The following is a 25,556-nucleotide window of genomic DNA, read 5'->3' on the forward strand; positions in this document are numbered from 1 at the left end:
CGCCATGGTCATTTCTCACTGGAACCAATGTTCACGTGCTTTCATGATCAACGCCTTAGCGGCATCCTCTTCCATTCCGGTCAGGTCGACCAGTTCATCCACTGCAAGCTCGGCGAGATCGTCCCGCGTCTGCACACCGTGTTCGGCCAGCTTCGCGAGCAACTCCGGCGTGATGCCGTCGAGGCTCTTGAGATCCAGCGCTGCGTTCTCGACCTTTTCTTCGTTCGCGATGGCCATCGTCAGCAGCGCATCGCGTGCGCGGTTGCGCAGCTCGTGCACGGTGTCCTCGTCGAACGCTTCGATCTCGAGCATTTCGTTGAGCGGCACGTAGGCGATCTCTTCGAGGCTCGTGAAGCCTTCGTCGATCAGGATGTCGGCAACTTCCTCGTCGACATCGAGACGCGCCATGAACAGTGCACGCAGCCGGTCGCGCTCTTCACCCTGCTTCAGGGCGGATTCGTCCGGCGTCATGATGTTGATCTGCCAGCCGGTCAGTTCACCGGCGAGGCGAACGTTCTGACCGCTGCGGCCGATCGCGACAGCCAGTTCGTTCTCGTCGACGACGACGTCCATCGAATGCTTTTCTTCATCGACGACGATCGACTGGACAGCTGCCGGCGCGAGCGCGCCGATCACGAACTGGGCGGGATCCTCCGACCATAGCACGATGTCGATGTTTTCGCCACCGAGCTCGTTGCGCACGGCCTGCACGCGCGAGCCGCGGATGCCGACGCAGGTGCCGATCGGATCGATCCGCTTGTCGTAGGCGATCACGCCGATCTTCGCGCGCACGCCCGGGTCGCGGGCAGCCGCCTTGATCTCGAGCAGGCCCTGCTCGATTTCCGGCACTTCCATCTCGAACAGCTTCATCAGGAACTCGGGCGCCGTACGCGACAGCTCGATCTGCGGGCCGCGCGCGGTGCGGTCGACCTTCGCGATGTACGCGCGCACGCGGTCGCCCACGCGCAGGTTTTCCTTCGGGATCAGCTGATCGCGGCGCAGCAGCGCCTCGACACGGCCCGATTCGACGATGAAGTTGCCCTTGTCGAGGCGCTTCACCGTACCCGTCATGATCTTTTCGCCCCGCTCGAGGTAGTCGTTCAGGATCTGCTCGCGCTCCGCGTCGCGCACCTTCTGCAGGATCACCTGCTTCGCGGCCTGCGCGCCGATACGACCGAACTCGATCGACGGAACGGGTTCCTCGACATATTCGCCGACTTCGACGTCGGGATTCTGCTCACGTGCCTCGAACAGCAGGATCTCGCGATCCGGCTCCTGCAAGCCTGCCTCGTCGGGCACGACGAGCCAGCGACGGAAGGTTTCGTGCTCGCCGCTTTCGCGATCGATATGGACGCGGATTTCGGCGCCTTCGTCGAACAGCTTCTTGGAAGCGGAAGCGAGCGCGGCCTCGAGGGCGCCCAGCACCACATCCTTGTCGACGTTTTTCTCGCGCGCCAGCGCATCCACCAGCATCAACACTTCGCGACTCATTATTTGCGGCTCCTAAAGTCAACTTGCGGAATCAGGCGGGCTTTGTCGATATCGGCCAGCGTGAAATCCAGCATGGCTGCCTCGCCCTTCTTCCCCTCAAATTCCAAACCGATCGTTTCGCCATTCGGCGCGTGCAGAATGCCCCGGTACGTCTTGCGCCCGTCCAGCGGCTTTTTCAAGGTCACGGAAACTTCGCTGCCGGCGAAGCGCTCGAAGTCGGCCAGCTTCTTCAACGGGCGGTCGAGCCCCGGGGACGAGACTTCGAGCCGTTCGTAATCGATGTTTTCGACCGTCAAGACGTGCTGGAGCTGACGCGTGACCTTTTCGCAATCTTCGAGCGAGATGCCGGCAGGCTGATCGATATAGATGCAAAGCATGCCGCGCCCGGTGCGCTCGAGATCCACCAGCTCGTAGCCGAGCCCGGTGACCGTGGTTTCTATCAGTTCCGTCAGTTGCACAGTGTCCTCTCAGGTGTTCGCGCCCGCCGCTCGCGATTCACCCGCGGGCGCGCGCCTTAGCCGGCGCAGGAAGCGCTACCCGAGATGCCTAACCGTTTCAGCAAAAAAAAATGGGCGGAACGCCCATCTTTCTTACTGGTGGTCGCACCTGAGCCGCACATTGAATCCGTACGCCCAGCGACTCCGCGATTATAGCGATTTTTGGCGCAAACGCCAAGCCAGCCGGTAAAAGCAGCGCGTCGCGCGCTTTTACGGACCAAAAATGCGAAATCGGGTTACCCGATCCGCCGGCACGATCCTGTCAGACCGGCGACCGGTTGCCGACTGCGAGGCAGCGGCACGCGACATATCTATGGTCGAAAGCGATCGGCGCAATGCGCGGTGCCGGCAAAATCGGCGGAATGCCGATCGGGCCGGCACGCCGGCGGCTGTGCGCCGCCGCGCGCCGACATGCGTTCAGCGGCTGCGCGTACGGCTGCGCTGCGGACGCTGGCCGCCGCCCTGACCGCCGCCGTTGCCGGCGCCATCCGCCCGATTGCCGTTCGGATTGCGATTACCGCCGCCCTTGCCGCCGCCGCGCTTGCCGCCCGCGCCTTCGCGCTTGGGGCCCGCACCGTACGACGCGCGATTGCCGTCGACATCGCGGCCGCCGGCACGGTTGCCATCGCGACCGCCCATGCCACCACGGTTGCCGTCACGGCCACCGCCGGTACGATTACCGTAGCCCGACGGCGCAACCGGCAGACTGCCGTAGCCGCTCAGGCCGGGCAGCCCCGGCACGCCGCGCCTGCCGCCACCGCGGCGCGGCTGGTCGAGTTGCCCATGCGTCGTCAGCACCGGCTCACGGCTGATGAAACCCATCGACGTCTCCATCGGATCGGGCTGACGGCGTTCGGCCTGGCCAGCCCCGCCGCGCTTGCCCTTCTCCTCGGTCGGCGCCTTCAGGCCGACCGTCGCCATCAGCTTGCGCACCTGCGCGTCGTCGAGCTCTTCCCAACGACCGCGCTTCAGGCCGCGCGGCAGCGGGATCGGGCCGTGACGCGTACGGATCAGGCGGCTCACCATCAGGCCGACGGCCTCGAACATCCGGCGCACTTCGCGGTTGCGGCCTTCGGCCAGCGCGACGTGATACCAGTGGTTCGTCCCTTCGCCGCCGCCGTCGCGGATACGCAGGAAATTCGCCGGACCGTCATCGAGCTCGACGCCGTGCAGCAGCTTCTGCCGCATCCCTTCGGCCAGCTCGCCGACGACGCGCACCGCATACTCGCGCTCGACGCTGTAGCGCGGGTGCATGAAGCGGTTCGCGAGATCGCCCGAAGTCGTCAGCATCAGCAGACCTTCGGTATTGAAGTCGAGGCGACCCACCGCAAGCCACTTCGCCGTCTTCATCGGCGGCAGGCGATCGAACACCGACGGACGGCCTTCCGGATCCGCGTGGCTGACGATCTCGCCCGTCGGCTTGTGGTACAGCAGCACGCGCGGCGGCTTGTTCGGCAGCTTGCGCTTGACCGGCTTGCCGTTGATCCGCACCTGGTCGGTCGGCATGATGCGCTGCCCGATGTGCGCGGGCTCGCCGTTCACCGACACGCGGCCGGCGACGATCAATTCTTCCATTTCGCGGCGCGAGCCCATGCCCGCCTCCGCCAGCACCTTGTGAAGCTTCGGCGCGTCGTCGTCCGGCGACAGCACGCGCTTGTTCGCCGGCTGGTTCCGGCCGCGGCGCAGCATCGGCGCACGCACGCCGCTGCCGCCCGCGGAGTTGTCCGCGTCGAATGCAGGCGACGTCACGTAGGCGAACAGCTCGTCCTGGGACGCATCGCCCTCCGCCTTCACCGGGCCGCCCTCAGCCTTCGGCGCACCGCGCCGGCCCTGACCGCCCTGGCCAGCCTTGGCCGCGCCTTCGCGTTTGCCGGCCGGCTTGCGCCCCCCCTTGGCCGCACCGTCCTTGTTGCGCGGCGCACGCGCCGGCTGCGCTTCGGCCGTCTCGGCCGGCTGCGCATCCGCGCCTTCGCCGCCCGGCTGCTCGCCTTCGGCGCCCTTCGACTTGGCTGCCGCGCGACGCCGCGCGATCAGGCTGCGCGGGCCGCGCCGCAAACCGCGGCGGGGACGCTCGTCGCCACCGGCCGAAGCATCCTGCTCCGGCGCATCGTCGGCGCGCGCCGCCTGCACGGCAGGCGCGGACGATTCAATATCGTGGATATCAGTCAAAACAACCTCAAAATGTCAGGTCTCGCGCCCGGCGCGGGCGCGGCAAGATGTTGGCCGCGATCAGGCGCGACGCTGTTCGGGTTCTGCTTCGTCGTCCGGCAACGCGTCGGCGCCGATGGGCGCGCTGGCGCTTCGTACGGCATCCGCGAGACTGTCGGACGTGTCGTCCAGCATCTCGTCGTCCGCGGAACGGGAACGGGACGCGTTGGCCTGGTCAGCCTCGCCGGGCGTGACGCCGGCCGCTTCCGCTCCGTCTCCGGCAGCCGCTTCGGCGGCCGGCTTGCGATCTTCCTCACCCCGATCCGCACGCGGCGGCTCGGACTGCACACCGGTCGGCACTGCTTGGGCGCCCACCTGTTCCGTTTGTTCCGTGTGCCCGCGATCAGCCTCGAGCGTATCGCGACCCGGAATTTCCTGCGTCGACGCGCCGTCGGCCGCAGTCGCGGCATCGTCCGGCAATTCGACCGATGTTTCATCCGCCAGCGCCTGCGACGGATCGCCCGCCGCGTCGTCGGCGACCGGCACATCCCCGTCGAAATCCATCGCCTGCTGCGCGAGCAGCGCGGCCTCGATGTTCGCGGCCGGCTCTTCGAGCGCCGGCAGATCGTCGAGCGCCTTCAGGCCGAGATCGTCGAGAAACTGCTTGGTCGTCGCGTACAGCGCCGGGCGTCCCGGCACGTCACGATGACCGATCACCTCGATCCAGCCGCGATCCTCGAGTTGCTTGACCACCTGCGTGTTGACCGTCACGCCGCGAATCTCTTCGATGTCGCCGCGCGTGACGGGTTGCCGGTACGCGATGATCGCGAGCGTTTCGAGCACCGCGCGCGAATACTTCGGCGGCTTCTCGGGATGCAGGCGATCCAGATAATGACGCATCGCCGGCTTGCTCTGAAAGCGCCATCCGGTCGCCAGCGCCACCAGCTCGACGCCGCGGCCGGACCAATCCTGTTTCAGATCTTCGAGCAACGTGCGGACCGTGTCAGCCGACACGCCGTCGGCAAAGAGCTTGCGCAAATCGCCGAGCTTCAGCGGTTCCTGCGCGCAGATCAAAGCAGTCTCGAGGACGATCTTCGCCTCTTGGGTATTCATGCAGCTAGGCCAGACCCTGTGGTCAAACGAACCGGATCAACAAACAGACGAAAGGAACGGAAGACGCGCTCGCCCGATTCTGATCGGTCATATTGATGGGAGCACGAACCGGGGGCGGCGAACCAACTTCAGGCCAGGCCCAAACCGGACGGAACAGCACGGCTCAACGACGGAACCGCGTGACTGAGCGCCATATTACGCAAAATTGCCCGGTGCGTAAAGATGAGCCGAGCGGGCCGCCGCCAGTACGGCGCGCGCGCTCCGGCCCTGCTTCAGCGGGCCGCCGAACCGTGCGCGAGGAACCGGCGCAGCCGCTCGACGCCCGCGTCGAGCCGGGCAGGATCGCATGCATAGCACCACCGTACGAAGCCCTCGCCTTCCGGGCCGAACGCCCGCCCGGGCGCCAGGCCGATGCCCGCCTCGCGCACCAGCGTCTTGCAGAACGCGAGACTGTCGGCCGCGCCGGGCAGCCGCAGGAACAGGTACATCGCACCCGGCGGCGGCGGCACCTCGACGTCCGGCAACGTCCGCAGCGCGGCGACCAGGTGATCGCGCGCGTCGCGCAGTGACGCGACGAACGACCGCACGAACGGCTCGCCGTCGCGCAGCGCAACCTCGCCCGCGGCCTGGACGAAGCCCGGCGCGCACGACGTGTTGTATTCGACGAGCTTCGACAGGTCGCCCATCACCGACGCCGGCGCGACAAGCCATCCGAGCCGCCAGCCCGTCATCGCCCACGCCTTCGAGAACGAATTCACGACGACGACCCGTTCGTTGCGCGTGGCGATATCGAGAAACGACGGCGCGCCGCCCGCATCGAACGCGAGCCGTTCGTACACTTCATCGGCGACCAGCCAGATGCCGTGCCGGCGACAATGGGCGAGCACGGCCTGCTGGTCGTCACGCGACATCGTCCAGCCGGTCGGGTTGTTCGGCGAATTGATCAGCAACATTCGCGTCTCGGGCGTCAGCGCGGCCAGCAGCCGCCCGACATCCAGCCGCCAGCCCGCGTCGCCATACCCGAGCGGCACGCATTCGACCTGCGCGCCGAGAATCTTCGGAATTTCGACGAGGTTCGGCCATAGCGGCGTGACCGCGACGACACGGTCCCCGGGACCGACCAGCATCTGCGCGGCCAGCATCAGCGCGCTCACGCCGGAACTCGTCACGGCCACCGTGTCGGCCGCCGTCGCGCCGTGGCGCGCGCCGACGTAGGCCGCGATCGCCGCGCGCAACGGCGCGGTACCGAGGTTGTGCGTGTAGAAGGTCGCACCGTCGCGCAACGCGGCCGCCGCGGCGTCGCGGATGAAATCCGGCGTCACGCGATCGGATTCGCCGAACCAGAACGGCAGCATGTCCGGCACGCCGAAGCCGGCGTTCGCCACTTCCCGGATCAGCGACGGACGCAGCGCCTGCACCGCGGCGCGTGCCGCCGGCTCGCCGGTCACCGCAAGGAAATCATCGGAATGCACCATCGAGAACCACCGCCGAGGAACACGATCCGCGTAGTGTACCGGCCCGCACACCCGGCCGGTGCAAGTCGGCGCGCGTCAGTCGAGATCCTCTGCCCGCGCCGGCATCTGCCGCACGAGTTCCCAGATCGCCTGGGCCGCGGGCGACAGCGACCGGTCGCGGCGGCGCACCAGCTCGACCGTCCGCTCGGTGCGCGGCGTGAGCGGCCGCGCGACCAGTGTGGAGCCGGCCGGCAGCGGCAGCGACAGCCACGGCTGCACGCTCACGCCGACGCCCGCCTCGACCAGCCCGAACACCGTCGCCGAATGCCCGAGCTCCTGCATGACCGTCGCATTGACGTGATGGGCGGCCAGCGCGGCGTCGATCAGCGGCCGGCTGCCCGACGCATGGTCGAGCAGCACGAGGCGCTCGCCGTCCAGCGCCGTCCACGGCACCTCGGCCCGTGCCGCGAGCGGATGATCGGCCCGCGCGACGAGGCAGAACGAATCGGTCATCAACGGTTCGCACACGAGATCGGCGACCGTCAGCGGACCGATCACGACGCCGAAGTCGACTTCGCTCGACTTCACCTTGCGCAGGACGTCGCTTTGCACGTCGTCGCGCAGGCCCAGCGTCACGAACGGGAACTGGCGCTCGCACGATGCGACCACCCGCGGCATCAGACGGCAGGCGATCGTCGGGCTCGCCGCGACGATCACGCGCCCGCGACGCTGCTCGCCAATCTCGCGAATCTCGCGCAGCGTGTCGTCGAGATCGTCGAGCAGGCGCGACACGCTCGCGATCAGGTTCGCACCGACATCGGTCAATTGCACGTCGCGCGTCGTGCGGTCGATCAGCTTCAGCCCGAGTTCGGCCTCGAGCTCGCGCACGCAGCGGCTGACCGCGGATTGCGTGAGCCCGATCTCGTCGCCCGCACGGCTGAAGCTCTTGAGCCGCGCGACCTCGATGAATACGCGAAGCTGGCGCAGCGTGACGTTCATTTCCCGCCCTCATCAATCGTCGATATCGATGCACGATTTTAATGCACGAATCCGGGCTCGATGGGCGAATCCGACCCTCATCGCGCATGTTTCGCTGCGGTGCAATACATTCGCAAACGCACGTGGTACGGGCGAACTGCACAAGATTGGTGATTGTCCCGATTTGCTGGCGGGTTATTTTGGCGTCTTATACGCCCCTAGCTGACTTAGCCGTTAGCTCGCTGCCAAGCGGCTCTCAAGGGAATCACCTCTGACATGGCACGCTTCGTGCATTACCTTGCGCACAGGGCGCAGGTTTCGTCGGACGGAAGAGTAGAAACGCCGCTGCCGGCCAACCGGACGCCCCCACCCGGCACTCGACGATCGAGTGCTTGAAGAGTGCGCGGCGCAGGGCAGCGCACCGGAGTTAGCTTCGCTGAGGTGAGGACATGATGCTGTTCGACGATTTGAGAGATAACGAGTGGGCGCTGGTCGAGGGTCTGTTTTGCTCGGAACCCGCACGGAGTGAACGGCGCGGCCGTCCCCGCGTGGAAGCCCGCTCGGTGGTCAACGCCGTGCTGTGGGTGCTGTCGACGGGTGAAGGCTGGTCGAAGCTGCCGGGCCGCTACCCGTCGCCGCCGACCTGCCGTCGCCGCTTCGACGAATGGCAGGCGGACGGTACGCTCGCCGAAATCGTGAAGCGACTCGGCACGAGCGGCCGGCAGATCTCGCTGCGCGGGCGCATCGGCGCGAGCGCCGCGAAGCCGCCTGCACCGCCGAGCCGCGACCGGCTGCGCGGCGCCTTCTGGACCAACCCGGAATCCTGGCGCGCGCCCGTCAAGATGGCGTAGCGTAACGCATGCTCGATCGGGCGGCTTCGGCCGCCCGGTTTCTTTCTGCGGCGCGATCTTTTCGCGACGCCTGCCTTGCCGTCGATTACCGTTGTCGTGCCGCGATACAACTATTTACCAATATTTACAGCAAGCCTGCACTCCCGCGCTTACCTTAGCGACATATCAACAGGCCGCATCGACGGCTTGAAGGGAGCCCCCGCCATGAGACCAATGTCACTGCTCGTTGCATGCGGCATTGTCATGTCCATGGCGCTGACCGCTCCAGCCCATGCCGACGATCGCACGAAGCCGCCTCACCGCCAGCAGGATCACCGGAATACGCCGCGCCAACCGCCGTCCGCCAACGCGCCCGGCCGGCAAACCGTGCCGCGCGGCGACCTGCGCGGCGATATCGCCAGCAACGCGCGGGCGCGCATCGGCTCGCAGCCGTCCGACGTGCCGCGTCATCCGTAGTCCTGCCGATTTCAGGCATTCGCCAAAGAAAGTACCCGCTTTCGGGAACTGCGCCGCAAGCGACGAGTCACATCGTTGCCATGAGCACAGCGTGGCAACAGCAAAAGTATCCGGTACGCCCGTATCCTCGCGATACGGGCTTTTTTTTGACATGACCGCTCGCGCGGCGACGCACGCGCCGGGAGGCTCCGCCGCTACAAGCGGCTTTCGAGAATCGCCACGGCGCTCGCTTCGCTCAATGCGTAGTCGTCCATGCGGCGATCGGTCCAGGAAAGTAATTTCTCGTCGCGCTCGAGGCGCGAGAATTCGGCTCGACCGGTTTCGGTCAGTACGGCGATGTCGACCGGGGCATGAAAGCCCGGCGCGGGCGCGACGGTCTTCTGCCTGACCGTGTCCATCAGCCCGAGCGAACGGAGATACTCGAACACGCCCGGGCGGCGTGCCCACGGTACCTGGCGGTACTGCACTCGTCTCAATGCGTCGAGCACCGCTTCGTTGGAATACGTGGCCATCTCGATTCTTTCTTAAAGTGCAGCGACAATGCGAAGCGGCGCGCCGGGCGGGGTCTCCGCCCGCCGACACCGCCACCGATTCTGGAGGCCGACGTTCGGCGTCGCTTCAGGGCCGGATCGTCAGCCGTCCATAAAAAGACACCATACCCCAATCAAATTGATTCTGTTCGATTCATTTGTACTTCTCTTCATCGGTTTCATGCTCTGCCGCAAGCGGCGGAGAATCATCTCGATCGCCGCGATTGCGCTGTTCTGGCTGCTCGCAACGGGTTGGCTCGCCGCGCCGCTGATCGCGTGGACCGAGGCCGGCGTCACACCGGTCGAGCACCCGGTCATGCACGGGCGGACCACACTGATTCTCCTCGGCTCCGGCACACGCCGCACCGACAACGGGCTGCGCGCACCGCCCGACGGCGCCGCGCGCATCCACAAGGTCACGGCGCTCTATCGCACGTGTCGACAGCAGGCCGAGCGTTGCACCGTCGTGATGTCGGGCGGCGACCCGCAGCATCACGGCGAAGCCGAAGCAGCCGTATACGGGCGCCAGCTCGTCGCGGAAGGCGTTGCTCCCACCGACCTCGTTCTCGAACCGGACAGCCGCACGACCTACGAAAACGCGAAATTCACTGCATCTATACTACGCTCACAGTATGACGACGCACGCATTCTCGTCACGTCGTCGTACCAGATGCGCCGTGCATTGCTCGATTTCCGCCGGTTCGGCATCGATCCGCAGCCCGTCTATGCGAACCGCCGGCTTGCGCAAACAGGCTGGCTGCCACGCTGGCGCAACCTGGCCAATGCCGAGCAGGCGCTGCACGAACTGGTCGGCATTGCGCAATTCCACGTGTACCGGTGGCTCGGCTGGTTTTGAAAGTTTGCGGGGAAACGGGCACGGACGGAGTGAATCCGCCCAGAATGGCATGCGCATGACGAAGTACACGAAGTGTTGCGCGACTTCAACGGGGCCTTGCGTCGCGCCGCGATCCGGTGCACATTGATCCGTCACTTTTGTTACACTCGACACGCACTCGATTGCAGTCGCCAGACAAAACGGCAACACTCGGGTTCATCACCACTTAGCGGAGGTAAAGCAATGAAGAAGACGTCCCTGGCTATCCTGGTAGCGATGTCGGCGCTGACTGGCGCAGCGTATGCGCAAGAGAGCACGGAAATCAAGACGATTACCGATCCGGCCAAGATCTCCGAGATCGAGCAACGCGCACAGGCGCTGCAACAGCAGCAAGCGGCCGAAGCCGCTCAGCCGGCGATGCAGGAAGAGCATCACCACGGCAAGAAGGCTGCTCATCACAAGGCAGCAGCGAAGAAGGCCGGCAAGAAGGCAGCCAAGGCTGCAGACGCTGCCAGCCAGTAAGTTCGGCGGCATCGCACAAGTAAAAAGCCGAATCCGGGCAACCGGGTTCGGCTTTTTTGGTTGCGGCGCCTGCGCGCTGTGCTAAAGTCGCGCACCGAAATTTTCCACCCGTGCGCACCCCGGTGCGGAGGACAGCATGAGCAACATTCAACTCGACATCGAGTGGACCGAAGCCGCCACTCGCCAGATCAAGCAACTGATGCCCCGCGGCTCGGCCGACGCGTTCCTCGCGTTGCCGCCGATCGAGTGCCTGCCGATGGAGGGCGACGTGCTGTTCCTCGGCCCGCAAGGCAAGCAGCAGCCGTTCATCGTGGCCGAGCGCCAGTATCACCATGACGGCGACGCCGACTGGACGATCATCCTGATCCTCGACGTCCCCAGCGCGTCGCACTGACGCGCCGCCGCGACCGGACACGTCCGGTCGCCCCGCCCGGCTCAGACGAGCTTCGACAGCACGCGGATTTCGGAACTTTCGATCCAGTCCGCGGCCGCTTCGCGATAAGCGAGAATGTGCGCGGAGCGCGCATGCGCAGCCAGCGCCGCCTCGCTCTCCCAACGCTCGACGAATACGAATCGCAAGGGTTCCTTCAGATCCCGGTGCAGGTCGTACTGCAAGGCACCGGCTTCGTTACGGGTCGGCTCGACGATCCCTTCGAGCACGGTGCGCAGTTTTTCCTCGGCACCCGGCTTCGCCACGATCAGCGCCACGACTGCAATTTCCGCCATTCCCGACTCCTTCATCGACAAAAGTCCGAGAATACGCGAATCACGTGTCGCGCCTCGGCCACGCCGATGCGACATGGCCCGACGGCCCCAAAAAAATAGCCCGCGCTTCAGAGAAGCGCGGGCGAAACCGTCGCCCTACGAGGATAGGCGACGGGGCCATCGAGATCCGCACGCGTGCGCGGATCGTCATCGGTTGCACCGGCGCATGCCGCGCCGACATTCGAAGACGCCGATACCGTTGATCCGGCGCTCGCGGCGCCCGCCCGGCATCTGACGTCATCCTCCCTGTTTCAACAATTCCAACATATAAAGCAGGTTGCATGCCAGCCATTGAAAACCGATCACTTCATTGATTTAAAAGAACATTTTTTGACGATGGCGACAATGTGACACGTGTTCTGCCGCCGTAACGCGCGGATGTTACGTAACGTCACGAGGGAGGGACCGAACCGCTCGCACATGCATACGCAAGCGCGAGCGGCTATAAAAAAAGCCCGCCGAACGGCGGGCTTTTCAGTGATGCAGGGACGCGCCGGGATCAGCGAAGCTGATTCACGAGCAGCCCCATGATCTGGCGTGCCGGCGACGACGTGTCGATCGCGCCCGTATCGTCAACGATTGCAACGCGCGTCTGGTCGGCCGTGAGCGCCTTCACGTTGACGCGGTACTGCTTCGCCTGCTTTTCCTTCTTGCCGTGGAACAGCTGGCTCCAGAAGCCTTGCTCGGCCGAGGTCAGATCCTTCGGATCGACGTAGCGCACGAAATACAGACCCTTCGTGCGATCGCGATCGTCGACCGTGAAGTTCGCGCGATCGAGCGCGAGGCCGACGTGCAGCCACGACCGGTCGTACGGTTCGCCGAGCGTGACTTCCGACGGCACGGCCGCATCGGCCGCGTCATTGCCCTGTGCCGACGTGCGCGAGACGTTCTGCGCGGCGATCGCTGCCGCGGCCTTCGACGATGCGTCTGCGTCGGCCTTCTTCTCGATCGGTACCGTGTTGTCCTTGATGTTCGCGATCGGCGGCTCGCCGTTCTTCGCACGCTGCGCATTCTGCGCGAGCACGGCCATCAGCCGCTTCAGGTATTCGGTCTCGAGCGCCGGATCGTTCGGCTTTGGTTCCCACTTGCTCGAATCGTTGTTCGCACCGGTGATCGCCTCACGCATGCCCTTCTGGCTGATGAACACGTAGGTGCCGCCGTTCGGCGCCGAGTCGAGACGCGTACGGTACTTGTTGCGCTCGGCCGTCACGTACGAGTTGCCCATCGCCTTCGAGATCACGCTGCGGATCAGCCCGTCGTTGATCTGCGGATGGGTTTCGTTCCAGTCGGTTTCCATCACGCCCTTGTCGCGCTGGTCGACCACGAGCAGGAAGCCCTGCTCCTGCCAGAACCGGCGGACCTGCGGCCAGATGTCGGCCGGCTGCTTGCCGTCGATCACGAGCCAGCTCTCGGTGCCGTCGCGCTGGATATGCATGCCGGCCACGGCCGGCGCGACGGTGTCCAGCGCAGGCGCCGCCTGCTGGACCTGCTGAAGCGCAGACAGGGAAGTCGCGCCGCCCTGGGGCGGCAGCGAACGCTGATCGGCCGTCTCGTCGAGCATGTTGGGCGGCACTGCGAGCGACGCTTCCTTCGATTTCGAATCGCTCTTGTAGTCCACTTTCGTGGGCGACGACGTACCGCAACCGGCAACGAGCGCGCCGGTGGCAAGCACTGCAGCGAACCGCATGGTAAGACGAAGATCAGTCATGTTCGGGGAATCCTCTTCCGCTAAATCACGGCGCTTTCCGTGGATCAACCTTGCATTTTACCGGGGCCGCGCCGCGATGTGCAAAAAAGCGACCGGCAAGAAAAAACCCGCGTCAGCCTGAACTGACGCGGGTTCTTTGTCTGGTCGGGGCGAGAGGATTTGAACCTCCGACCACCTGCACCCCATGCAGGTACGCTACCAGGCTGCGCTACGCCCCGAAAGAAGAAAAGTATAACAGACACTTCTCCGATTTAGAATCGGGTCGCATGCATTTTGTGAATGTTCTTGTGAAATTTCCTAGCTTGACGACACCTGATGCATGCGTCCGTCCCCCGCGCATGACAGCGCGCGCCACGCGCCGACCACGCGGTCCTCGCATCGCACTCACCGCTTGCGCGCGACACAGATGACCGTCAATCCGGCGACGCGGTTGAAGCGGAACATCGGCAACTCGATACGACAGATCGTCTTGAGCAGGCCGTTGACGAGCGGATGGTGACGGCGCAGTTGCGATGCCGGCTCGCGCGGCTGTCGACGTGCCCGCTCGCCGAGCCGCAACGCCGCCGCCAGCGGAAACGTGAGGCCGAAGTAATAGGCGCCGTGCTCGACGTCGAGCCCCGCGCGACGCACCACGTCCTCGAGACCGCCGAGCGTATACCGGCGCTTGTGCTCGAGAAAATCGTCATGGCCGCTCCAGAGGAACTGGAAGGCCGGCACCGTGATCAGGAACCGGCTGCCGGAAGGCGCGCCCCTCACGTACTGCGTCAGCAGGCCGACATCGTCGTCGACGTGCTCGAGCACGTCCATCAGCAATACGAGATCGGCATCGAACCGTTCGACGGACCGCCGAAAGTGGATGGGCTTGCCGGCCGCCTCCTCGTCGGTATCGTCGGCGTAGCTCGTATCGACACACCACGCTTCCGATGCCTGCGTGCGTTCCAGCAGGTGCTTCGAGAAAAAGCCGGACCCTGCCCCGACGTCGAGGATCCGGTGCGCGCCCGCCCCGCCGAGGAACCGTCGGATCGCGCTCGCCTTCGACGCGTAGTACCAGTGATCGCCTACCCCCGCACCCAGTACGTCGACTTCCTTCAGGTCCATGGCGCTTCCCCGTGATGACCAACGTGTTGTGATCGAACCCGCCACTGATGCCGATCTTACCCCGCCGTCAACACCGAGCGTATCCGTTGATGCACGGCCCGGGCCGCCCCTTCCCGCATGCGGCCCTCATCGAAAGGGACGATGGCCGATGCGTCGCCCATCGCCACCGTGCGGCTGGCCGGCTCGAGATCGACGCGCCCGGCGAACCGTCCGACTGCACGCCGGTCGATCCGGCCCGCCCGGCTTTGCCGCGTTGCGCGAGACAGGGGGTGGCATTCGATCAGGTCACGGCTTCGTACGACTCGATGGCGTCGTATATCGAGCACGGCCTGCAACTCGACCCGGCCGCGCAGAGCACGATCCGGCAGCAGCGGCCGGTCTGACCGGCGGCCGTGTCGCCCATCCGGGCAAACCGGCGCCGGCCAAGGCTCGCGACGGATTTGCCCGGTCGCGAAAAAGACGCCGACGGGCGCCCGGCAAAAACCAAACGACCGTTTGATCCGGCCGCCCGACCACCGCGAATCCATTGTCCCGCAGCGCGCCGGCGCCCCGCGCCCGCGCGCCCGTTGTTTGGTAACGCCGCTCTAGCGCGCTATGACACACTGCACGGCATCGACGCTCGCGACGTCCAGTGGCGCGCGCCGCCGTCGATCACGACAAGACATGGAGACAGACGATGCGGAATCCGGTCCGGCGCGGCCATCGCTCGCCTTTGGCAATTTTCGACTGGTTTTCCGGCCTGCCACGCGCGGCCGGCCCGGCGTCGCGCACGCCCGCCCGTGTGTTCGGTTGCGGTGCGCTGGCGCTCGCCCTGCTGTGCGCCGGCTGCGCGGAATCGGCCGCGCAGCGCGACAGCAACACGTCGATCGCGGCAACGAAGATCGAACGCACCAAAGCCGAACGCCTCGCGCACGAGCAGCAGATCGCGCGCACGGTGCCGTCGCTCGCATCGATCAGCCTCACCCAGCCGCGCCCGTTCACGCTGCGCGACTCGGGCCAGAACGGCGCGATGACGTTCCTGCGCGACGTCGATTTCCGCATCGTCAACAACCTCGGCTTCTTCATCCATCAGTTGTCAGCCACGCTCGTGCCGACGCAGGCCGGCGCGCCGATCGTGTTCGACGATCCGACGAGCTTCGAGATCGACGTGCACGAAGGCACGGTCACGCTCGACAACGCCAAGCTGACCGCCCTCTTCAACACCTACATCTTCGGCTACCGCAACGCGCCGCTGCGCAAGCTGGCCGTATCGGCCGGCGACGGCGTGATCCATCTGCAAGGCGAGATGCAGCGCGACGGCTGGGTGCCGTTCTCGCTGACCGGCACGCTCGCGATCCGCGACGGCAGCCAGCTCGTCTTCCACCCGACCGGCGTACGCGTGTCGGGGATCAACGCGCAACCGGTCATGCGCGCGGCCAACGTGAAAATGGCCGACCTGTTGAAGGTCCAGACACCGATCGCGCAGCTTGCCGGCGACGATCTCGTGATGGCGGTCGACAAGCTGATGCCGCCGCCGCGCCTGAAGATCACCCTCACCGCACTGCGCGTGACGCCGGCCGGCCTCGACCTGACGCTCGACGACGGCACGCATGCCGGCTTCGCAATGCCCGCGAATGCGCCGCAACAGGCGATGTACATCCGCGGCGGCGACGTGAAGTTCATGCGCTCGATGCCGATGAACGCGGACATCCTGATCGGCCCGGTCGATCCGTCGAAGCGCGACCAGACGTTCGTGTTCGACCTGTATCACTATCGCGACCAGGTGTCGGCCGGCTATTTCAATTTCGACGAAAGCGGTGCGATGGCGATCCGGATGCCTTCGTACACGGGGCCGGCCAGCGGCGCGCTGCTCGGCAACGCGACCGCGCGCCTGAACGACAGTTTCCTTGCCGCGCAGCAGACTGCGCTGCGCGACGTGCGCCAGCACTGGGAAGCCTATGCGCTCGCCGCGGACGCGGCGCGCCCGGGCATGCAGAAGGTCGCGATGCGGCGCACGTCGACCACGCCATTCAACGAACGGCACGTGTCGAACCGCAACCCGACGATCCATCTGCGCAACGTCGACTTCAACCTGTCCGGCGACATCGGCTTCCATGTCGAGGATCTCGACGTCGAACTCGTGTCGAAGCGCCCCGGCGAGCCCGTCGATCTCGACGATCCGAACCAGTACGACATCCGCATTCTCGGCGGCACGGTCGTCGAGTCGTGGAAGGCGATGTCGGCGCTCTTCAACAACTACCTGCTCGACTACTCGCCGCGTTCGCTGAACGACCTGCAATTGAGCGCGGACGGCCAGGACCTGCGTGTCCAGGGCGGCATCAAGCTGTGGAATCACGTGCCGGGCGTCTGGCTGCCGACCGACATGAAAGGCTCGCTGACGGTGCTCGACGACCGGCACCTCGCGTTCAGGCCGACGCAGGTGTCGGTGCTCGGCATTCCGCAGGCGAAGCTCCTGCGCTCGCTCGGCATCGAGCTTGCGTCGCTGACGCCGCTGCAGCGGCGCGGCGCGGCGCTGCGCGGCGACACACTCGTGCTCGACCAGTACACCGTGTTCCCGCCGCCGGTGCTGAACGGCAAGCTCGGGCAAGCCACGGTCGAGCGCGACGGGCTGCGGCTCACGTTCCGGCGCGCGGCCGGCGCACCGGCGCCGAAGCGGCCGCAGATCGATGCGCCGAGCTACATGTGGATGGAAGGCGGCGACATGAAGATGTTCAACGTGCTCGAACTGAACGTACGCGCGTTGATCCGCAATTCGGCCGAGGCCGGCCCGATGCGTTTCGACCTGTACGGTTATCGCAGCCAGGTCGCGCAGGGCTCGGTGCGGATGCTGCCGGACGGTACGCTGGTCGTCGACATGGGCCGGAAGAATCCGCTCGCGTCGCGCTGATGCGCGTATGCGGCACCGATGAAAAAAGCCCGGTTGGCGTATCGCCAACCGGGCTTTTCGCTCGATCTCGTTCGCGCGTCGCGCTCAGTCGTGCTTCAGTCCGTCGATCACGTCGAGCAGCGCCTGCCGCAGCGCGATGACGTCGACCGTTACGCCCGGCTTGCCCGATGCGCGCGCATCGGCGGCCTGCAGCTCGGGTTCGACCGGTTCCGCCGCGCCCCGCGGGCTACCCGGCGAATCGAGCCGGTTGCGCGCACCGTTGATCGTGAATCCCTGCTCGTACAGCAACTCGCGGATCCGCCGGATCAGCAGCACTTCGTGATGCTGGTAATACCGACGATTGCCGCGCCGCTTCACCGGCCGCAGCTGGGTGAATTCCTGTTCCCAATAACGCAGCACATGCGGCTTGACCCCGCACAGTTCGCTGACTTCACCGATCGTGAAGTAGCGCTTCGCGGGAATCGGAGGCAAAACGACTTTCTCAACCGTGGTGGTCATCGTCGGTTAACCGTCGGTAAGGGTGCGCGGCGGCCGCGCGGAGACTGCTGCGTGCGGCGCTTACTCCGCGCCGTTTTCGACCAGCGCCTTCAGCTTCTGGCTCGCGTGGAAGGTTACCACCCGGCGCGCCGCGATCGGAATCGCCTCGCCCGTCTTCGGATTGCGGCCCGGACGCTGCGGCTTGTCGCGCAACTGGAAATTGCCGAATCCCGACAGCTTGACGCTTTCGCCGTTTTCGAGCGCGTCGCGGATCACCTCGAAAAACGCCTCGACCATGTCCTTCGCTTCACGCTTGTTCAGCCCGACGCTGTCGAACAGCAGCTCCGCCAGCTCCGCCTTCGTCAGCGTGGGCGTCTCGGGGGACGCCGGCGCCGAGGCGTCGCGGTTCATGGCGCTGCGTTGCGCCGTCAGGAGGGCTTCGAATTCACTCGAGGTCATGTCGTTCATATCTGCCATACAGCGCGTTGAATCAAAACTTACGATGGAAAAGAGCCGCCCGCGAACGGGCGGGCCCTCTCCTTAGCCGCGCAGGCGCGCACCGGCGCGAGCCATCCGCTCGACCAGCGTCTGGATCGCCTGGTCGACGACCTCGTCCTGTAGCGTGCCAGCCGCGTCCTGCAGCGTCACGCGGAAGGCAAGGCTCTTCTCGTGCGCGGCAAGGCCACCGGAAGTATTTGATTTTGCACGAAATTCGTCGAAGAGTACAACCTTCTGAACGAATCGGCAGGCCTCTTCGGCAAGTGCCTTCTTCATTTCGTCGAAAAGTGCCTGAACCTCGACCGCCTGATCGACGACAACGGCGATATCGCGTCGTACCGGCGGGAATTTCGACACCTCGGTCGGCGCCGGCAGCGCACGCGCAATCAGCGCGTCCGCGTCGATCTCGAACATCACCGGCGCGTGCGGCAACTCGTACTTCTGCATCAGGCGCGGGTGCAGCTCGCCGATCCAGCCGACCGCACGGCCATCGACTTCGATGCGCGCGCTGCGGCCCGGGTGGAGGGCCGGATGCTCGGCCTTCACGAAGCGCCCGGCCGACGGCGCCAGCAGCGCCTCGAGATCGCCCTTCACGTCGAAGAAATCGACCGCGCGGGTGGCGACGCCCCACTGCTCGTCGACAGCCGGACCGTATGCCAGCGCGCCGACACGCTTCGGCTGCGCATGGCCCTCGACCGCCAGTTCGCCGGCCTTCACCGACGGATCGGCGAGGAACACGCGGCCCGACTCGAACACGCGCACGCGATCGGCGCGACGGTTGAGGTTGTGGCGCAGCACGGCGACCAGGCTGCCGAACAGCGTCGTGCGCATCACCGAAAGCTGGCTCGCGATCGGGTTCAGCAGCTTGATCGGGTTGTCGTTGCCGGCGAAATCGTGCTCACACTCCGCATCGACGAAGCTGAAGTTGACGGTTTCCGCGTAGTCGCGCGCAGCGAGCGCGTGACGGATGTCGTGGATCGAGCGCCGCGTCTCGTTGGTCGCGCGCATTTCGCTCGTCGCGACCGGCGGGCGCGCCGGAATCTTTTCGAAACCGTAGATGCGCGCCACTTCCTCGATCAGGTCTTCCTCGATCTCGATGTCGAAGCGGTGCGACGGCGGCGTGACGAGGAACGCGTCGTCTTCACGCTCGAACGACAGGCCGAGGCGCGTGAAGATGCTGGCGATCTCGTCGGCGCCGATCTTCACGCCGATGATGCGGTTCGCACGCGACACGCGCATCTTCACCGGTGCGCGCTGCGGCAGGTTCACCGACTGATCGTCGACCGGGCCCGCCTTGCCGCCGCAGATCTCGAGAATCAGCTGCGTGATGCGCTCGACGTGCTCGACGGTCGTCGCGTAATCGACGCCGCGCTCGAAGCGATGCGCCGCATCGGTCGAGAAGTTGTACTTGCGCGCACGGCCGCGGATGCTGTCCGGCCACCAGAACGCGGCTTCGAGATAGATGTTGGTCGTGTCGAGCGTGACGGCCGTGCTGTCGCCGCCCATGATGCCGGCCAGGCTTTCGACCTGGGCGGCATCCGAAATCACGCCGACCGTTTCGTCGAGTTCGACGGTATTGCCGTTGAGCAGCTTCAGCGATTCGCCGCGCTTGCCCCAGCGCACCTCGATGCCGCCGTGGATCTTGTCGAGATCGAACACGTGCGACGGGCGGCCGAGTTCGAACATCACGTAGTTCGAGATGTCGACGAGCGCGGACACGCTGCGCTGGCCCGAGCGCTCGAGACGCTCGACCATCCACTGCGGCGTCTTCGCGCGCGCGTTCACGCCGCGGATCACGCGACCCGAGAAGCGGCCGCACAGATCGGGCGCGGCGATGCGCACCGGCAGCGTTTCGTCGAGCTCGACGCGCACCGGACGGATGTCGACCGGCGTCAGCGGCGCGCCGGTGATCGCGGCCGTCTCGCGCGCGATACCGAACACGGACAGGCAGTCGGCCTTGTTCGGCGTCAGCTTGATTTCGAAGATCGTGTCGTCGAGATTGAGCGTCTCGCGGATATCCTGGCCGACCGGCGTATCTTCCGGCAGGATCAGCAGGCCGCTGTGGTCCTCGGACAGCTTCAGCTCGCGTGCCGAGCACAGCATCCCCTGGCTCTCCACGCCGCGCAGCTTCGACAGCTTGATCGCGAACGGCTTGCCGCCCTCTTCCGCCGGCGGCAGTTCGGCGCCGACCAATGCAACCGGCACCTTGATGCCGGGCGCGACGTTCGGCGCGCCGCAGACGATGTTCAGCGTCGCGCCGGTGCCGGCGTCGACCTGGCAGACATTGAGCTTGTCCGCATCCGGATGCTTGACGACTTCGAGCACGCGGCCGACGACGATCTTCGACGTCGGCGGCGCAGCCTTGCTCAGCGATTCGACTTCGAGCCCCGCCATCGTCAGCGCGTGCGACAGTTCGTCGGTCGTCAGCTGCGGGTCGACAAAGGTTCTCAACCAGGATTCAGGGAATTGCATGGATGTCTACGTTCGAAACAGGTTAGATCGACGCCCGGGCCCCGTCGGATCGTCCGTCGGGGCGTGCGCGGGCACAGGTCGGCGCGGCGGGCGGCGTTATGCGAACTGGCGCAGGAAACGCAGGTCGTTCTCGAAGAACAGCCGCAGATCCTGGACGCCGTAGCGCAGCATCGTCAGGCGCTCGAGGCCGCTGCCGAACGCGAAGCCGATGTAGCGCTCGGGATCGAGGCCCATGTTGCGAATCACGGTCGGATGCACTTGCCCCGAACCGGAAATCTCGAGCCACTTGCCGGCGTTCTTGCCTTGCTCGAACATCATGTCGATCTCGGCCGACGGTTCCGTGAACGGGAAATACGATGGACGGAAGCGCACGAGGATGTCGTCGCGCTCGAAGAATTTTTTCAGGAAGTCGGTATAGACGCCCTTGAGGTCGGCAAAGCTGATGTTTTCGTCGATCCACAGCCCCTCGACCTGATTGAACATCGGCGAGTGGGTCGCATCGCTGTCGACGCGATACGTGCGGCCCGGCGCGATCACCTTGATCGGCGGACGGTTCATGCGCGCATAACGCACCTGCATCGGGCTCGTGTGCGTGCGCAGCAGCAACTGGCGGCCGTCGGCATCCTTGCCTTCGACGTAGAAGGTGTCCTGCATCGAACGCGCCGGATGGTTCTCCGGGCTGTTCAGCGACGTGAAGTTGTACCAGTCGGTCTCGATTTCGGGGCCATCGGCCACATCGAAACCGATCGAGCCGAAAATCCGTTCGACCCGCTCCCACGTGCGCATCACGGGGTGCAGGCTGCCGGCACCGGCGCCGCGGCCGGGCAGCGTCACGTCGATCGCTTCGGCAGTGAGGCGCTGATTCAGCAGCGCGTCGGCCAGTGCCTGGCGACGGGCGGTCAGCGCGGCTTCAACCTGCTGCTTCGCGACGTTGATGCGTGCGCCTTCGGTCTTGCGTGCTTCGGGATCGAGCTTGCCGAGGCCCTTCAGCAACTCGGTCAGCGCACCCGACTTGCCGAGAAATCGTGCTTTCTCGTTTTCGAGCGTGGTGATGTCGGCAGCCTGTTCGAAGGACTGCTGCGCGTCGGCGACAATCTGGTCCAGATCCATAGATCCCATCATTTCCAACGTCATTCGGTCTTGGCGAGCGAAACTGCCCCACCAAACAAAAAAGGGGCTCGGAAGAGCCCCGTTTTCGCTGCAGCGGCCGAAACTACCGGAACATCGCTGCAACTAACCACGCAGTGCTAATTTCGCAATTAGGCTGCAACGGCGGCTTTCACCTGCTTGACGATCGCAGCAAAAGCAGCCTTGTCGAACACCGCCATGTCAGCCAGCACCTTACGGTCGAGTTCGATCGACGCCTTCTTCAGGCCGTTGATGAACACGCTGTAGGTCATGTCGTGCTGACGAACTGCCGCGTTGATACGCGTGATCCACAGTGCGCGGAACACACGCTTCTTGTTGCGGCGATCGCGGTACGCATACTGACCAGCGCGCATCACCGCCTGCTTGGCGATGCGGTAGACGTTATTGCGGCGGCCGCGATAACCCTTGGCCAGGTTGATGATCTTCTTGTGGCGGGCCCGTGCGGTTACCCCACGTTTGACTCGAGGCATGTTTCTCTCCTTAGAGTATCAGTTGAGGGGTTACGCGAACGGCAGCATTGCGCGGACGGAGTTCAGATCGGAATCATGAACTGCCGTTGCGCCGCGCAGGTGACGCTTGTTCTTCGTGGTTTTCTTGGTCAGGATGTGGCGCTTGAAGGCTTGACCGCGCTTGACGGTACCGCCCGGACGCACCACGAAGCGCTTTGCAGCGCTCTTCTTGGTCTTCATCTTAGGCATGACGAACAACTCCAGTTTATTAGATGGCGATGGGTGTGCGGTTGGCTTGCGCCCTTGACCCGCCCTTCGAAACCCAGTCCACTTGTGTACGGCGGACCGCTTGCGCAGCCACCGTCATTGTTGGCGCGCCGCCCTGACCGGGCCACGCGCCGAACCACTGCCGAACTCGCGCGCAACGCGCGCGGGCCCGTTACTTCTTTTTCTTCGGCGAGAGCACCATGATCATCTGGCGCCCTTCCATCTTCGGCATCTGCTCGACCTGACCGACTTCCTCGAGATCCGTGCGCAGACGCTCAAGCATCCGCATACCGATTTCCTGGTGAGCCATTTCACGGCCGCGGAAACGCAACGTGATCTTCGTCTTGTCGCCTTCTTCGAGGAAGCGCACGAGATTGCGGAGCTTGACGTTGTAGTCACCGTCATCGGTACCCGGGCGGAACTTGACTTCCTTGACCTGGATGACCTTCTGCTTGAGCTTCGCCTCGTGCTGCTTCTTCGATTCCTGGTACTTGAACTTGCCGTAATCCATCAGACGGCAAACCGGGGGAACCGCTTGCGGCGCGATTTCCACCAGGTCAACATCCAGTTCTTCCGATTTACGGAAAGCATCAGCGAGTTTTACGATACCGAGCGGTTCGTTCTCGATCCCGACCAGACGCACTTCCGGCGCAGTGATTTCACCGTTGATGCGGTGCGACGACTTATCAGTAGCGATGTTACGTTTCCTCTAAAAATTAAAAAAACGAGCCGCGCTGCCAGGGCGGTTACTTGAACGAGCGCAGGTCTTCCTGCAGACGCTCAACGAAGGCTTCGACCGGCATTACGCCAAGATCGACGCCGCCACGGGCACGCACGGCTACCGTTTGCGCATCACGCTCCTTATCGCCCACGACGAGGAGATAAGGCACCTTTTCCAGCGTGTGCTCGCGTATTTTATAGCTAATCTTCTCGTTGCGCAAATCGGCCGCCACTCTAACCCCTTGTTTTTGCAACGTTTGGGCCAGGGACTGCGCATATTCGGCCTGACTTTCGGCGATATTGAGCACAATTGCCTGGGACGGCGCGAGCCAAACCGGCATTGCACCAGCATGGTGCTCGATCAAAATGCCCAGGAAACGCTCCATCGACCCGACGATCGCGCGGTGCAGCATCACCGGCCGGCGGCGGCTGTTGTCTTCCGCCACGTACTCGGCGCCGAGGCGCTCCGGCAGCACCATGTCGAGCTGCAGCGTGCCGCACTGCCACGAACGGCCAAGCGCGTCCTTGATGTGGTACTCGATCTTCGGGCCGTAGAACGCGCCTTCGCCCGGCAATTCTTCCCACGTGAGGCCGCAGGCCGTCAGCGCGTCGCGCAGGCCCTGCTCGGCGCGATCCCACGTCTCGTCCGTACCCGCGCGCTGCTCGGGACGCAGCGACAGCTTGATGTCGATGTGTTCGAAACCGAAGTCCTTGTACACGCTCATGGCCAGCGTGTTGAAGGCGATCGATTCCGAAATGAACTGGTCTTCCGTACAGAAGATGTGCGCATCGTCCTGCACGAAGCCGCGCACGCGCATCAGGCCGTGCAGCGCGCCCGATGCCTCGTTGCGGTGGCACGAACCGAATTCCGCGTAACGCAGCGGCAGGTCGCGGTACGAGCGCAGGCCGTGCTTGAACACCTGGACGTGGCCCGGGCAGTTCATCGGCTTGATCGCGTAGTCGCGCTTCTCCGACTCCGTCGTGAACATGTTCTCGCGGTAGTTCTGCCAGTGGCCCGACGCCTCCCACAGCGAGCGGTCCATGATCATCGGCGTCTTGATCTCGAGATAGCCGGCGTCGTTCACGCGGCGGCGCATGTACTGCTCGACCTGCTGCCACAGCGCCCAGCCCTTCGGATGCCAGAACACCATGCCCGGCGACTCTTCCTGCATGTGGAACAGGTCGAGCTGCTTGCCCAGCTTGCGGTGATCGCGCTTTTCCGCTTCCTCGAGCATGTGCAGGTACTGGTCCTGATCTTCCTTCTTCGTCCAGGCCGTACCGTAGATGCGCTGCAGCTGCTCGTTCTTCGAATCGCCGCGCCAGTACGCGCCCGCGACCTTCATCAGCTTGAAGACCTTCATCTTGCCGGTGGACGGCACGTGCGGGCCGCGGCACAGATCGGTGAAGCCGCCGTGCGAGTACAGCTTGATTTCGTCGCTTTGCGGAATCGACTCGATGATCTCGGCCTTGTACTTCTCGCCGATGCTGCGGAAGTAACCGGCCGCCTCGTCGCGCGACACGACGCGGCGCGTCACCGGCTCGTCCTTCTTCGCGAGCTCCTGCATGCGCTTTTCGATCTTTTCCAGATCTTCCGGCGTGAACGGCCGGTTGTACGAGAAGTCGTAATAGAAGCCGTTGTCGATCACCGGGCCGATCGTCACCTGCGCGTCCGGATACAGATCCTTCACCGCATACGCGAGCAAGTGCGCGGTCGAGTGACGGATGATGTCGAGACCGTCGGCATCCTTGTCCGTGATGATCGCGAGCGACGCGTCGCGGTCGATCACCGTGGACGTATCAACGAGCTCGCCATCGAGCTTGCCGCCAAGCGCAGCCTTCGCAAGACCGGGACCGATCGAGGCCGCGACCTCGGCAACTGTCACCGGATGCTCGTATTGTCGAACTGAGCCGTCAGGCAAGCGTATCGAAACCATGGCAATCTCCGTGATGCCGACAGTGGGCGGCAGACCAGGAACGCGAGATCAGAAATCACGCGTGAAAATTTCGCGACAAAAAAAATGCGGCCCCGCTTTCGAGGGGCCGCATTCGATACTTCACTCAAACTGAAAGGGCGAAAACGTTCCTCGACTAGCGTCGCTCCGAAGTCGTTTCGGTCAACGTTCGCGGTGTCATAACCGTATTCGCCTTGTTCGCGTTGAGTTCTTTACTGCATCGAACGCCCGGAGACCAG

Annotated in this window: 24 protein-coding genes, 1 tRNA gene and 1 pseudogene; 7 read left to right on the forward strand and 19 right to left on the reverse strand. The window is 64.8% G+C overall.

Annotated elements, in window-relative coordinates; all coding sequences use genetic code 11:
- Positions 1–15 precede the first annotated feature (15 nt).
- From nusA to AC0KUR_RS20280, 6 genes are all read right to left on the reverse strand, one after another.
- A complete protein-coding gene (nusA, locus tag AC0KUR_RS20255) occupies positions 16–1,491 on the reverse strand; it encodes a transcription termination factor NusA (RefSeq protein ID WP_034190144.1) in 1,476 nt (491 codons plus the stop codon).
- Complete coding sequence (gene rimP / locus AC0KUR_RS20260) at positions 1,491–1,949, reverse strand: ribosome maturation factor RimP (RefSeq protein ID WP_011351796.1); 459 nt, start codon at positions 1,947–1,949, stop codon at positions 1,491–1,493. The genes nusA and rimP overlap by 1 nt, the downstream gene beginning before the upstream one ends.
- Positions 1,950–2,405: 456 nt before the next feature.
- A complete protein-coding gene (gene rluB / locus AC0KUR_RS20265) occupies positions 2,406–4,157 on the reverse strand; it encodes a 23S rRNA pseudouridine(2605) synthase RluB (protein ID WP_473376345.1) in 1,752 nt (583 codons plus the stop codon).
- 60 nt (positions 4,158–4,217) lie between these two features.
- A complete protein-coding gene (gene scpB / locus AC0KUR_RS20270; RefSeq protein ID WP_049028423.1) occupies positions 4,218–5,249 on the reverse strand; it encodes an SMC-Scp complex subunit ScpB in 1,032 nt (343 codons plus the stop codon).
- Between the two features lie 272 nt (positions 5,250–5,521).
- On the reverse strand, positions 5,522–6,724 hold the full coding sequence (locus tag AC0KUR_RS20275; RefSeq protein ID WP_059557837.1) for a pyridoxal phosphate-dependent aminotransferase: 1,203 nt from the start codon (positions 6,722–6,724) through the stop codon (positions 5,522–5,524).
- Positions 6,725–6,799: 75 nt separating this feature from the next.
- Positions 6,800–7,702 carry a LysR family transcriptional regulator gene (locus AC0KUR_RS20280; RefSeq protein WP_034190148.1) on the reverse strand — a complete coding sequence of 301 codons (903 nt, stop codon included), beginning with the start codon at positions 7,700–7,702 and terminating at the stop codon, positions 6,800–6,802.
- A gap of 431 nt (positions 7,703–8,133) precedes the next feature.
- Here AC0KUR_RS20280 and AC0KUR_RS20285 point away from each other — a divergent pair.
- Together AC0KUR_RS20285 and AC0KUR_RS20290 are read left to right on the forward strand one after the other, a co-directional pair.
- Positions 8,134–8,529: pseudogene (locus AC0KUR_RS20285) on the forward strand (transposase); the annotation flags it as partial.
- A gap of 207 nt (positions 8,530–8,736) precedes the next feature.
- Positions 8,737–8,988, forward strand: coding sequence for a hypothetical protein (locus AC0KUR_RS20290; RefSeq protein ID WP_034190149.1), 252 nt, complete (start codon positions 8,737–8,739; stop codon positions 8,986–8,988).
- 194 nt (positions 8,989–9,182) lie between these two features.
- Here AC0KUR_RS20290 and AC0KUR_RS20295 read toward each other — a convergent pair whose 3' ends face one another.
- Positions 9,183–9,500, reverse strand: a complete 318-nt coding sequence (locus AC0KUR_RS20295) for a hypothetical protein (RefSeq protein WP_034190150.1) — start codon at positions 9,498–9,500, stop codon at positions 9,183–9,185.
- A 157-nt stretch (positions 9,501–9,657) separates the two neighbouring features.
- Here AC0KUR_RS20295 and AC0KUR_RS20300 point away from each other — a divergent pair, with 157 nt between their 5' ends.
- The 3 genes from AC0KUR_RS20300 to AC0KUR_RS20310 all read left to right on the forward strand — a co-directional run bounded on the left by AC0KUR_RS20300 (position 9,658) and on the right by AC0KUR_RS20310 (position 11,269).
- Positions 9,658–10,374, forward strand: coding sequence for a YdcF family protein (locus AC0KUR_RS20300; protein ID WP_473376358.1), 717 nt, complete (start codon positions 9,658–9,660; stop codon positions 10,372–10,374).
- Positions 10,375–10,596: 222 nt separating this feature from the next.
- The gene (locus AC0KUR_RS20305; protein ID WP_011351789.1) at positions 10,597–10,875 is read left to right on the forward strand and encodes a hypothetical protein; all 279 of its coding nucleotides are present in this window, start codon (positions 10,597–10,599) and stop codon (positions 10,873–10,875) included.
- 136 nt (positions 10,876–11,011) lie between these two features.
- Positions 11,012–11,269, forward strand: a complete 258-nt coding sequence (locus tag AC0KUR_RS20310) for a hypothetical protein (RefSeq protein WP_011884572.1) — start codon at positions 11,012–11,014, stop codon at positions 11,267–11,269.
- Positions 11,270–11,310: 41 nt separating this feature from the next.
- Here the strand turns inward: AC0KUR_RS20310 and AC0KUR_RS20315 are convergent, their stop codons facing one another.
- Entirely contained in the window at positions 11,311–11,601 is a 291-nt protein-coding gene (locus AC0KUR_RS20315; RefSeq protein WP_034190152.1) for a putative quinol monooxygenase, read from the reverse strand.
- A 174-nt stretch (positions 11,602–11,775) separates the two neighbouring features.
- On the opposite strand from AC0KUR_RS20315, the gene AC0KUR_RS20320 reads away from it, so the two are divergent.
- Complete coding sequence (locus AC0KUR_RS20320; protein ID WP_473376346.1) at positions 11,776–11,991, forward strand: hypothetical protein; 216 nt, start codon at positions 11,776–11,778, stop codon at positions 11,989–11,991.
- Positions 11,992–12,139: 148 nt separating this feature from the next.
- Here AC0KUR_RS20320 and bamC read toward each other — a convergent pair whose 3' ends face one another.
- The 3 genes from bamC to AC0KUR_RS20335 all read right to left on the reverse strand — a co-directional run bounded on the left by bamC (position 12,140) and on the right by AC0KUR_RS20335 (position 14,446).
- Positions 12,140–13,348, reverse strand: coding sequence for an outer membrane protein assembly factor BamC (bamC, locus tag AC0KUR_RS20325; RefSeq protein WP_034190153.1), 1,209 nt, complete (start codon positions 13,346–13,348; stop codon positions 12,140–12,142).
- Between the two features lie 141 nt (positions 13,349–13,489).
- A tRNA-Pro gene (locus tag AC0KUR_RS20330) sits at positions 13,490–13,566 on the reverse strand.
- Positions 13,567–13,732: 166 nt separating this feature from the next.
- Positions 13,733–14,446 carry a class I SAM-dependent methyltransferase gene (locus tag AC0KUR_RS20335; protein ID WP_473376347.1) on the reverse strand — a complete coding sequence of 238 codons (714 nt, stop codon included), beginning with the start codon at positions 14,444–14,446 and terminating at the stop codon, positions 13,733–13,735.
- A 676-nt stretch (positions 14,447–15,122) separates the two neighbouring features.
- Here AC0KUR_RS20335 and AC0KUR_RS20340 point away from each other — a divergent pair.
- The gene (locus AC0KUR_RS20340) at positions 15,123–17,333 is read left to right on the forward strand and encodes a lipoprotein (protein WP_034190176.1); all 2,211 of its coding nucleotides are present in this window, start codon (positions 15,123–15,125) and stop codon (positions 17,331–17,333) included.
- An 84-nt stretch (positions 17,334–17,417) separates the two neighbouring features.
- Here the strand turns inward: AC0KUR_RS20340 and AC0KUR_RS20345 are convergent, their stop codons facing one another.
- From AC0KUR_RS20345 to thrS, 8 genes are all read right to left on the reverse strand, one after another.
- A complete protein-coding gene (locus tag AC0KUR_RS20345) occupies positions 17,418–17,831 on the reverse strand; it encodes a MerR family transcriptional regulator (RefSeq protein ID WP_049033775.1) in 414 nt (137 codons plus the stop codon).
- A gap of 60 nt (positions 17,832–17,891) precedes the next feature.
- Positions 17,892–18,278: an integration host factor subunit alpha gene (locus AC0KUR_RS20350; protein WP_034190156.1), complete on the reverse strand. Its 387-nt coding sequence runs from the start codon at positions 18,276–18,278 to the stop codon at positions 17,892–17,894.
- Positions 18,279–18,350: 72 nt separating this feature from the next.
- Entirely contained in the window at positions 18,351–20,780 is a 2,430-nt protein-coding gene (gene pheT / locus AC0KUR_RS20355) for a phenylalanine--tRNA ligase subunit beta (protein WP_473376348.1), read from the reverse strand.
- A 96-nt stretch (positions 20,781–20,876) separates the two neighbouring features.
- Positions 20,877–21,890: a phenylalanine--tRNA ligase subunit alpha gene (pheS, locus tag AC0KUR_RS20360; protein WP_034190158.1), complete on the reverse strand. Its 1,014-nt coding sequence runs from the start codon at positions 21,888–21,890 to the stop codon at positions 20,877–20,879.
- A 149-nt stretch (positions 21,891–22,039) separates the two neighbouring features.
- On the reverse strand, positions 22,040–22,399 hold the full coding sequence (gene rplT / locus AC0KUR_RS20365; protein ID WP_004192938.1) for a 50S ribosomal protein L20: 360 nt from the start codon (positions 22,397–22,399) through the stop codon (positions 22,040–22,042).
- Between the two features lie 30 nt (positions 22,400–22,429).
- Positions 22,430–22,627 carry a 50S ribosomal protein L35 gene (rpmI, locus tag AC0KUR_RS20370; RefSeq protein ID WP_004191477.1) on the reverse strand — a complete coding sequence of 66 codons (198 nt, stop codon included), beginning with the start codon at positions 22,625–22,627 and terminating at the stop codon, positions 22,430–22,432.
- Positions 22,628–22,817: 190 nt separating this feature from the next.
- Positions 22,818–23,342 (reverse strand): translation initiation factor IF-3, encoded by a 525-nt coding sequence (infC, locus tag AC0KUR_RS20375; RefSeq protein WP_071734130.1) that lies wholly within the window; start codon positions 23,340–23,342, stop codon positions 22,818–22,820.
- Positions 23,343–23,391: 49 nt separating this feature from the next.
- Positions 23,392–25,299 (reverse strand): threonine--tRNA ligase, encoded by a 1,908-nt coding sequence (gene thrS, locus AC0KUR_RS20380; protein ID WP_473376349.1) that lies wholly within the window; start codon positions 25,297–25,299, stop codon positions 23,392–23,394.
- Positions 25,300–25,556 lie beyond the last annotated feature (257 nt).

Source organism: Burkholderia sp. YHN3-13 (assembly GCF_055810675.1).